The organism is Pedobacter sp. Leaf132 (genome assembly GCF_920984695.1).
In the GTDB taxonomy this organism is placed as follows: domain Bacteria; phylum Bacteroidota; class Bacteroidia; order Sphingobacteriales; family Sphingobacteriaceae; genus Pedobacter.
The window spans coordinates 124,296-131,973 of record NZ_CAKLBO010000012.1 but is presented as its reverse complement, the minus strand read 5'-3'; the positions used below and the strand labels follow the sequence as shown (position 1 = coordinate 131,973).

At 34.9% G+C, this 7,678-nt stretch carries 7 protein-coding genes and 1 tRNA gene; 3 read left to right on the top strand and 5 right to left on the bottom strand.

Going from position 1 to position 7,678, the window contains the following annotated elements:
• Window positions 1–335 precede the first annotated feature (335 nt).
• The gene (locus LUA86_RS17805) at window positions 336–644 is read left to right on the top strand and encodes a phage integrase N-terminal SAM-like domain-containing protein (RefSeq protein ID WP_231465313.1); all 309 of its coding nucleotides are present in this window, start codon (window positions 336–338) and stop codon (window positions 642–644) included.
• A 32-nt stretch (window positions 645–676) separates the two neighbouring features.
• Entirely contained in the window at window positions 677–1,159 is a 483-nt protein-coding gene (locus LUA86_RS17800) for a tyrosine-type recombinase/integrase (protein ID WP_231465311.1), read from the top strand.
• Between the two features lie 173 nt (window positions 1,160–1,332).
• Here the strand turns inward: LUA86_RS17800 and LUA86_RS17795 are convergent, their stop codons facing one another.
• The 3 genes from LUA86_RS17795 to LUA86_RS17785 form a co-directional block, all read right to left on the bottom strand.
• A complete protein-coding gene (locus tag LUA86_RS17795; protein ID WP_231465309.1) occupies window positions 1,333–1,503 on the bottom strand; it encodes a spore protein in 171 nt (56 codons plus the stop codon).
• A 35-nt stretch (window positions 1,504–1,538) separates the two neighbouring features.
• Window positions 1,539–1,612, bottom strand: a tRNA-Cys gene (locus LUA86_RS17790).
• Between the two features lie 59 nt (window positions 1,613–1,671).
• A complete protein-coding gene (locus LUA86_RS17785; RefSeq protein ID WP_231465307.1) occupies window positions 1,672–2,418 on the bottom strand; it encodes an RNA methyltransferase in 747 nt (248 codons plus the stop codon).
• Between LUA86_RS17785 and LUA86_RS17780 the strand changes: the two genes are divergently transcribed.
• The gene (locus LUA86_RS17780) at window positions 2,409–4,826 is read left to right on the top strand and encodes a BamA/TamA family outer membrane protein (protein ID WP_231465305.1); all 2,418 of its coding nucleotides are present in this window, start codon (window positions 2,409–2,411) and stop codon (window positions 4,824–4,826) included. The two genes, LUA86_RS17785 and LUA86_RS17780, sit on opposite strands and share 10 nt — an antisense overlap.
• Window positions 4,827–4,853: 27 nt before the next feature.
• On the opposite strand, the gene LUA86_RS17775 is transcribed toward LUA86_RS17780, so the two are convergent.
• On the bottom strand, window positions 4,854–5,384 hold the full coding sequence (locus LUA86_RS17775) for a hypothetical protein (protein WP_231465303.1): 531 nt from the start codon (window positions 5,382–5,384) through the stop codon (window positions 4,854–4,856).
• Window positions 5,381–7,672, bottom strand: a complete 2,292-nt coding sequence (locus LUA86_RS17770; RefSeq protein WP_231465301.1) for a patatin-like phospholipase family protein — start codon at window positions 7,670–7,672, stop codon at window positions 5,381–5,383. The genes LUA86_RS17775 and LUA86_RS17770 overlap by 4 nt, the downstream gene beginning before the upstream one ends.
• Window positions 7,673–7,678 lie beyond the last annotated feature (6 nt).

The window sequence follows — 7,678 nt, the reverse complement described above, 5'->3', positions numbered from 1 at the left end:
ATCTGGGATTCCGTAAACTTGATTCTTTTCATATTGCCAATTAAAATTAATAGTTTTTCTAATAGCCTCGCTGCGCTCGGTCTAGAATTCTACTTTTAAATGGTCTGAATTTTGGGAAGTGCACATCGTGATAATCTGTTTCATTTTATATCTGGTTTTTAAATTTCTGCCAACATCTAAATTTACGCATTGCGTTTATCCGAATTTAATAACATTCGTAAATCTACTTGTACAATTTTCTTTGATTTTCATTTAAATCATTTAAATTCAGTTTTTTATCTCTATTGTTCATCATCATATTCTTTTGGATTTACGAATGTTTATCGAAAGAAAAAATGAAATATTCTGAAATTTTTAAGCAAAAAATGGAAATTGCCCGTTATAGCAGTTCTACCATTAAATCATACCTTGCCGCATTATCTGTCTTCTTTAAAGAAAACAACCAAATTTCAATTGCCGCTGTAAACGAACAAGTTATCGAAAATTATCTTTCAAAAATTATTAAAGAGAAAGGAATTTCGGCCTCTTACCAAAAGCAATTAATTGGCAGCTTAAAGTTGTTTTACAAAATGGTATTTAGCAGGTCTCTGCAAATAGATGATTTATTTCCGAAACGTACTGAACATACATTACCGAAGTATTAAACAGAGAAGAGGTAAAAAGGCTTTTGGCAGCCGTGCGCAATTTAAAACACAAAGCAATTTTAAGTACGTTATACGGGTGTGGCTTACGCTTAAGCGAAGTAATTGATTTAAAAATTGAGGATATTGACTCAGAAAGTGAAGTGATAAATATAAGGCAGGCAAAAGGAAATAAAGACAGGCAAGTGATGTTGCCAAAATCTCTTTTGCCACTTTTAAGAGCGTATTTTAAAATCTATTTACCCTCAAATTATTTGTTCGAGGGGCAAGCTAAAGTAAAATACTCACCCAGAAGTGTACAAGCCATATTAAAGCAAGCCGCCTTAAACGCAAAAATTAATAAGGTGGTTTCGCCACATGTTTTGCGACATAGTTTTGCAACGCATTTACTCGAGAATGGTACCGACATCCGTTATATACAGAAACTTTTAGGGCATAACAACTTAACTACAACTCAAATTTACACCCACATAACTGACGTTGCCAAAAATAAAGTTATAAGCCCACTAGATTTTTAAAGGAAATTTCTTTATTAAAGACAAAAATTTTATTTAAAAAAACAGGAATTTTAATGCTGGTTATGTGCAATCTCGTTTTTGGCGGTGCAACAAAATTAGAAAATTCATGACATAAAAAAAGCATCCTTTGATCAGAAGGATGCTTTAAATCTTTTTAAGAAGATTCCTAAAAACTATTTTGCTAATGCAGCTAAAACAGCGTTGTTTTTAGCTAATTGGTCGTTTTTAGGTTGTGCAGAGCGACTTCCTAACTCAATGTTAGTAGCTCTTTTTAAGAAATCCACTTCTTGATGAGCGGTATTTTTATTTCTTCTGTCTTTTCTTTTTAATCTGGTAACTGCCATGGTTTTAACCTTTTATTATTCTTTATTTGTACAAATGGAGGTCGAGAGCGGATTCGAACCGCTGTAGAAGGTTTTGCAGACCTCTGCCTAGCCACTCGGCCACTCGACCCTTAAATTCAAGGTTGCAAAAATATGAATTAATAATTAGCCCGCAAATAAAATCTGCTTTTAATTTCGAACTCTCACTATTTCAGCACAAAAGATTGCTGCACTAACTGCAACATTTAATGATTCTGCCGATCCAATTCTTGGTATGGTAACTGGTTTACTAATTTTTTCAATAACTTCTGGGCTTATGCCCTTGCCTTCATTACCTAAAATAATAAGGCCTTCGTTTCCCCAATCCATCTTGTAAATAGAATTACCGTCCAGCAACGCACCAAATACAGGCACATCGGTTTGCGCTAAAATAGAAACCAAATGCTCATAATAAATATTTACCCTCGCTAAAGAACCCATCGTTGCCTGTACCGTTTTGGGGTTATAGGCTTCAACACAATCTTCGGCGCAAATAATGTTTTTAAATCCAAACCAATCTGCAGTGCGAATTATGGTACCCATGTTACCCGGGTCTTGTATGCCATCTAAAACAATTGTAAAATTATTTTTTAATGAATTTAAGTCTACAGAAGCCCTTTCGGGTATGTGGATAACAGCTAAAAAACCTTGTGGCGTTTGTAAAGTACTAATCTTGGTTAATTCAGCGTTGTTTACCTCAAATAAGTTTATATTTGCAGGTAATTTGGGCAACAAATGATACTGTTCTGTGTTGTAAAATATGCTATGGATTTGATAGTTTGATTGTATAAACTCTTTTATGGATTTTATACCCTCAACCAAAAAAAGACCGGTTTCTTTACGATATTTTTTTTGATGTAACGATTTAATAAAACTAACCTGAGATTTTGAAAGCATACCAATCCTTTAATTATTCTAACCTGAAAAGCCCTGCAATATTACTATTAATTATTGTTTTAATCCAAGGTTGCTCCTCAACTAAATACATACCAGATTACCAGGCTATCGTTAAAAAAGTTAGCATTGATAGCGTTGATGCGAAGTTTGAAGAACAGGCTTATAATTATGTTCAAAAAGATATTCGTCCATCATCGCCTTTTAGTATTAATGTGCCACTTTATAACTTATTTAATACAAAAGATGGTAAATACAAAACAACAGGTATAAAGCCTTTTGGTTCGCCACCGGCGATATTAGATAGTGCTTTGGTGGAAATATCACGTAATCAAATTGAAAAATTCTTAAAGGGTAAGGGTTATTTCCAAGCAAAGGTTAATTCAGATATTCAGGTCAAAGATAAAAAAGCAGAGATTAAATTTAAGGCACAACCTGGCCCTGCATCTTATATCAGAAAACTTTCAGATTCTATTTTTACGCCTCAGGTAAGAGCGGTTTATCATAAGGAAAAACCCAACTTCACACATCTGCACGAGGGCATGCAGTACGATTCGGATTCTCTTAGTTATGAGCGAGACCAGATTTATCGCGTAATGAAGGAAAATGGTTACTACGAATTTTTACGTCCGTTTGTAAATTTTGATGTGATAGAAACTGCAGATGTAAAAAAAGTAGATTTAAAACTTAATATTACAAATCCGCCTAATGGCGATCATAAACAGTTTTACATAGGCAATACACACATGCTTATTGCGCCTAGCCCTGATGGATTACCAGATTCTGCAAGGTATAAATTGAGCAAAGACACCGTAAATGGAATCGTTTACACAGATTTTTCGGGCAGATATAGAAGAAATCCTATCGTTCGTTACGATTTTTTAAAGCAGAATGAGTTGTTTGACATTAGAAATGAGCAGCTTACCTATGATAGGATGTATGAGTTGAACATCTTTAAAAATGTTAAAATTGATTATTACAGACGAGACAGTACATCGAATAAAATAAACCCGATTATCCTTTTAACACCACAAAAAGTAATGAGCAACCGAGTAGAAGGTGAGGTGCCTTTTAACGGTGGTACCGTAGGTTTTAACTTAAGTAACACGTACACCAACAATAATTTATTTAGAGGCGCAGAGCGATTTGAATTACAGCTAAAAGGTGGTTTACAATCCAGAATTGGTAATGGAACGTCGCCGTTTAGAGATATTTACCAAAGAGATTTTTCTATAAGTGCCAGTATTAGTGTTCCGAGATTAATTATTCCTTTTTATACGCCGGTTTTAGGTGCAAACGGAATGCCGCACACTACTTTTTCATCGAGCTACATTTACGCCTTACAAAAAGATATATCCATTAGAAGAATATTTATAAACTCCATTACTTACGATTGGTTTGAAACAAAATCGAAATTACACAGCTTTACGCCTTTAAATTTTGAATACAGGTTTGGAAATTTAGATCCAAGTATCCCACAGGAAATTTTACTAAACAACATCTACTACGGCATCCTTTTAGGCAGAAAAGATTTAACACTGGGGATGAAATATACCTATACTTTAAATGCTGATAAGCTTAACCAGTTAAGAACTTTTGTGTATTTGCGAGGTGGTGTAGATATTGCAGGTAACTTATTGCAAGGTGTTACAAATATTTTCGGTGCAAAAAGAGACCCGCTAAATGGCAATTCTGCAACATTATTAGGTTTGCCATTTAACCAGTATGTGAGGCCGGAGATTGATATACGCTGGTATAAACATTTAGGTGGAACAAATCAGTTTGTAGCAAGGTTAAGCGCTGGTGTAGGTTATGCGTATGGTAACTCTCAGGAAAGAGGTATACCTTTTGAAAAATTATTTTTTGCCGGTGGTTCAAACGGGATTAGAGCATGGCAAGCCAGAACTTTAGGTCCGGGTAATTACAATCGTGCTGTTATTGCTACTGATTTGGGTAGAAGAACCTTATTTGGTTTAGACCAATTAGGGGAGATGAAAATTGAAGCTAACCTGGAATATCGTTATACCTTATTGAGGAAATTTTTTGGTGGCGTTTTAAAAGGTGCGGCATTTATCGACATGGGTAACGTGTGGAATATTAATGGTAAAAGTACCTTAAGCGGTAACATAAGCGAAGAAATCAGGCAGCAAACTTTGCTAAAACTTAGTAAAATGGCTCAGCAAACGGCAATAGGAGCGGGTACCGGGTTTAGGTATGATGTTCAATACTTTGTATTTAGGTTTGATATTGGTTTGAAGGTTAAAGACCCACAATTCTCAGGCTCCGAACAATGGGTTATTGGTAAATTTTTATCTAATGGAAGAGCATTTAGAGACAACTTTAACGCCACCCATGCGCCAGATACTTATCGGTTTTTGCAATACAATTTTGGTATAGGAATGCCTTTCTAAATCAAACGCATTTCACATTTATTAGCATTATACTAAATTCTTTAATGCATCAAAAATACTTTCGAAAAATGTTGCTAGGTTAAGGCCGCTGCTGTGGTTAAAGTATACAAATACAAGGAATATTATTACTGCAAAAATTATCAGCTTTCTGAAAGCGAAGGCTATAATTACCAGTAAAATTGGGATAAGGAATAACCATAAACTATTAATTGGGTATGGCGTTAAGTCGCCATCTTTTTTATAAACGTAAACCAATTTGCTATGTGTTCCGGTGTCGTTTTTGTGTTTAAGATATACAAAAGTAGAGCGCTCAATAGGCAACGGTAAAACCGCTATACCATCATTAAATTTTAAACTCTGCGTAAAACCGCTAACACTAAAAGTGTAAATACCATTAATGTCTTCGTTTGGATTGTTTAAAGAATCGGCAGCAATTATGGCCAGTTTATTGTTTTTTAAAAGGTTCTCTTTAACTAAAAAATTATTAATTGCCGATGTTTGAGCAAAGCCAAAAATGCTTGCTAAGCAGAGAAACAATAAGATAAATCCTCTTTTCATTCTATAGAACGTTTATTGTAAATTAAGTAACCAATGTGCAATAATACACCATTTCTTTTAATCGCATCGTTATATAAATTATAACTTAAGCTTACAGGGCCAACCGGCGATTGATAAACCACACCCGCTGTGGCTGCATAACGCAGTTTGGTAATCGCTTTTGCGTATCCAACATCTTGTAAATTGTTTAATTCGTATTCTTTATGCGGCAAGAAAAGATAGCCTTCCAATCTAAAATCTAAATTTTTTCTGATGCTGAAAATATTTTTTATACCGCCAGCAGCATAAGTAGAAGCCCTGAATTTATCTAAAAACAAAGAACGGCTATCTTGCAACGGATAAAATGCAGGTGAAACCAGTAATGTTGAATAATAGTTATTAAAAAGCGGTTGGTTTGATATTACCCCTTCAATTAAATAACCCAATGTGTATTTATTAAGGTGAAGAAAATAATTTTCTTGCGAAAGCTTAATGCTACCCCATTGCCGGATTTGGTTAAAAGGTTTTATGGTGTTTGCCGGAACAATATTTCTGAAAATATTGCCTGGATTATAGTTTTCTCTACCTGTAGTATAGTTAAAACTTATGGTAAAACTTTGTCCGCGGGTTGCATATTGTTTACGGTTTAAAGAATTTTTTTCGAGGTTAAGTGATGATTTAAAGCCATTAAAGACGGTTTGGTCTAATATATCGCCAACGGCAAAAGAATTGTTTGGACTGTATTGGTCTTGATTATTGATAAAAGCAGCGTGCAAAACCACCTTTGTGTTGTAATTAAGCGGAAATCCCATCATCAAATCAATTTTCCTATCGGCTTGTTCTATATAAATCGGGCGTGGGTTTTCAATAAAAATCTGGCTGGTGTTGTAAAAATTCCAATGGTTATAAGTTAACTCCGCACCTAAAAAAATTGGGAGCTTTGTGGGGTAATCAATTCTGCCACTCATTTGTACCGATTCGTAAAATCTTCCAGAATAGAAACTGGTTCCAAAAGTGTAAGCTTTGCGGTTTAAATAATTGTATTGTGCACCTAAAAATACGTTGCTAATTGGCCGTGTAGAAATATTGCCGCCTAAATCAAGCTTAAAACTTTTTTTAGGTTGGGCAACTACTTCAAAAGTGTAGTTATCTGTTGCAGGCTCGTACACAATTTTTGGATAAATGGTTTCAAAAGTCTGGTCTGCCACCAGCTTATAATAACCTCGTTTAATATCATCGAGATTAAAAGTTTGTTTATCACTTTTAAATAAGCGCTCTACATAACGTTTTTGCTGGTCATTCACACCAGTTACGGTAATGTTGTTAAAAACAAAATCAGGTTTTTTACGATTAAATTTTTCTCTTTTCGCTGCAAGCTCTTCATCAGTAACCCTTCGCTTTATAAGTGCTTTAATCCGTTCCATATCTGCCATGGTGGCTTCATAGCCTTTTTGAATTAAATCTTTAACCGGCGAGAAATTAGTAACACTATAGTTGCCAACGTTAGGTTGGATGTAAATTCCGTTTTTACCAACCATTGTAGAGTCTGATTTTGAAAGAAACATATAAACCAAAAAGCGGTTCATTAATCTTTCATCATTACTTTTTGGGTATTCGTTATATGTTTTTGAAGATACATTTGCGCCAATTATGTAATCAGGCTCGAATTCTTTTTGCATTACATCAGCTGGAAAATTATTATAAAGCCCGCCATCAAATACATATTTTCCATCAAGCTTAATTGGACGGTAAATAATCGGTACGGTCATGGTTGCTCTAACCGCCTCGGCTAAACTTCCTTTATCAACCGTTATGCTCTCTTGCGAAAGTACATCGGCAACCATGCATCTAAAGGGCACAAATAGATTATTAAAATTATCTTTTGATGCAGCAGATGCTTGAGAAAATAACTCTAAAAAGGCAAAATTTAAGGGTATATCATTAATTAAATTTGAGCGGAAGCTGAAGTGAAAACCTGAATCTATAGCAACTTTGGCAGCAAGCATAGATGCGTTTGGTGCATTTTTTTCAAAGTAATAAGTATAATCGCTGGTATAACGGCCATTTACCCAATTTTGAAATTCGTTACCTGTTGCAATATTTTCAATTTGTGCGGGTGTATATCCGGCCGCATACATGGCGCCAACAATTCCGCCCATCGATGTTCCTGTGATGTAATCAATTGGAATGTGGTTTTCTTCTAAAGCTTTTAAAGTGCCAATATGCGCCAATCCTTTAGCACCGCCGCCACTAAATACTAAACCAACCTTTTGTGCCTGTAACTTAAAACAGCACAAAATAAAAAGCATCAGCAA

Excerpts from the sequence above, each read along its gene's own strand:
- LUA86_RS17805 (WP_231465313.1), top strand. The coding sequence starts at position 336 with ATGAAATATTCTGAAATTTTTAAGCAAAAAATGGAAATTGCCCGTTAT.
- LUA86_RS17795 (WP_231465309.1), bottom strand. The coding sequence starts at position 1,503 with ATGGCAGTTACCAGATTAAAAAGAAAAGACAGAAGAAATAAAAATACC.
- LUA86_RS17785 (WP_231465307.1), bottom strand. The coding sequence starts at position 2,418 with ATGCTTTCAAAATCTCAGGTTAGTTTTATTAAATCGTTACATCAAAAA.
- LUA86_RS17775 (WP_231465303.1), bottom strand. The coding sequence starts at position 5,384 with ATGAAAAGAGGATTTATCTTATTGTTTCTCTGCTTAGCAAGCATTTTT.
- LUA86_RS17770 (WP_231465301.1), bottom strand. The coding sequence starts at position 7,672 with ATGCTTTTTATTTTGTGCTGTTTTAAGTTACAGGCACAAAAGGTTGGT.